This window comes from Bradyrhizobium sp. BRP56 (genome assembly GCF_020194035.1).
GTDB lineage: Bacteria > Pseudomonadota > Alphaproteobacteria > Rhizobiales > Xanthobacteraceae > Bradyrhizobium > Bradyrhizobium australafricanum.
This window is the reverse complement of record NZ_JADYVV010000153.1, coordinates 1-2160: the sequence shown is the minus strand read 5'-3', so window position 1 is coordinate 2160 and position 2160 is coordinate 1. Positions and strand designations below refer to the sequence as shown.

1 protein-coding gene is annotated in these 2160 nt (G+C 64.0%); it reads left to right on the top strand.

Annotated elements, in window-relative coordinates; genetic code table 11:
* Nucleotides 1–341 precede the first annotated feature (341 nt).
* Nucleotides 342–1922: a fatty acid--CoA ligase gene (locus tag I6F38_RS43085; RefSeq protein WP_225164669.1), complete on the top strand. Its 1581-nt coding sequence runs from the start codon at nucleotides 342–344 to the stop codon at nucleotides 1920–1922.
* The last annotated feature ends 238 nt before the right edge of the window (nucleotides 1923–2160 follow it).

Genomic DNA, 2160 nt, shown 5'->3' with positions numbered 1-2160 from the left:
GGCGCGCGTCTTCGGCGTCGTCGTGGCGTTCGCGTGCAGGCTCAGTTCCATGACCCGAGGTGCTCCCTGACAAAGGCCACGCCTCGTTCTACACCGATTCCATCAAACCAATCAGCAGGGACCAAACACGAAAGCAGGGCCCATAACCACCGCTCAAAGCTACCGAGCACGCTGGGGCCACAGCGCGCTCCACAACTCGATCCTTTGGTTATGGGTCCCGGGTCGCGCTTCGCTTGCCCGGGACGACGATGTGGATGGATCGTGGACGCCCCTCCGTATTGTCTTTGCTGCTGGATGTCGCCACACTCGGCGCAACCAAAACAAGACGTCACGGGGGAAACATGTCCGACGCGCCGAAACTGACCAACCTTGCCGACATGGTGCGCGAGCGCGCCAAGAGCCGCGGCGATGCGCTGGCCTATGAATTCGAGGGACGGCAAACCAGCTTCGCCGAGTTCGACATCAAGACCAACCGCGTCGCCAACGCGCTGATCGCGATGGGCGTCAAGAAGGGCGAGCGCATCGCCTATCTCGGCAAGAACAGCGACTTCTATTTCGAGCTGTTGATGGGCGCGATGAAGGCCGGTGTGGTGATGGCGCCGGTGAACTGGCGCCTTGCAGGCCCCGAGGTCGCCTTCATCGTCGACGACTGCAGGGCCCCCGTGCTGTTCGTCGGCCCCGAATTCATCACGCAGGCGCGCAACATCAGCGACAAGCTGCCCAGCGTCCGCACCATCATCACGACCGAGGGCGGCGCGCCGGAATGGCCCGACTTCGTCGCCTGGCGCGATGCGCAGGGCGGCGACGACCCGCGCGTTGCGATCGAGCCGAAGGACATCGCGATCCAGCTCTACACCTCGGGCACGACGGGCAAGCCGAAAGGCGCGATGCTGTCACACGCCAATTTCCTCAACCTCGTGCAAAGCGGCAACGAGGCCGAGAAGCCGGAGTGGAACCGCTGGACCACCGACGACGTCTCGCTGGTCGCGATGCCGATCTTCCACATCGGCGGCTCCGGCTGGGGCGTGATGGGCCTCTATCACGGCGCCCGCGGCGTGATCGCGCGCGAGTTCGATCCGACCAAGGTGCTCGACTTCTTCGAGCAGTCCGGCATCACAAAGCTCTTCATGGTGCCGGCCGCGATGCAGTTCGTGGTGCGGCAGCCGCGGGCGCGGCAGGTCGACTTCTCCCGCCTGAAATACATGCTCTATGGCGCCTCCCCGATTCCGGCGGCGCTGCTGAAGGAGTGCATCGAGGTCTTCAAATGCGGCTTCGTGCAGATGTACGGCATGACCGAGACCACCGGCACCATCGTCGCGCTGCCGCCGGAGGATCACATCGAGGGGCTCGACCGCATGCGCTCGGCTGGCAAGGCGTTGCCCGGTATCGAGCTTGCGATCCTCGATCCGGACGGCAAGCCGCTGCCGCCGGGCGAAGTCGGCGAGATCGCCACCCGTTCCGGCTCCAACATGGCCGGCTACTGGAATCTGCCCGAGGCCACCGTGCGCACCATCGACAGCGACGGCTGGCTGCGCACCGGCGATGCCGGCTACATGGACAAGGACGGCTACCTTTACATCCACGACCGCATCAAGGATATGATCATCTCCGGCGGCGAGAACATCTATCCAGCCGAGGTCGAGAGCGCGCTGTGCGACCACCCCGACGTGGCGGAAGCCGCTGTCATCGGCATTCCCGACGACAAATGGGGCGAGGCGGTGAAGGCGGTGGTGGTGATGAAGCCGGGCAAGAGCGCGACCGCGACCGACATCATCAACTTCACGCGCGAACGGATCGCCGGCTACAAGACGCCGAAATCGGTCGACTTCATCCCGGCGCTGCCGCGCAACCCGTCGGGCAAGATTCTGCGGCGGAGCCTGCGTGAACCGTATTGGGCGGGCAAGGACCGGCAGGTGAATTAGCCCTCGCTGTCGTCCCGGCGAAGGCCGGGACCCATAACCATCGTTGTTCATTGTCTGTCGACGCTGGGGCCACATCTCGTTCAACCAATAGCCGACTGTGGTTATGGGTCCCCTGAGTTCACAAACGAAGTGCAACACTTCCTTGAGGAGGTGTTGCCATGGGGCGGACTTACAAGCAGCTCTCTCTGGACGACCGATGCGAGATTGCCTGCCTATCGGCCAATGGCAGCTCGGTCCG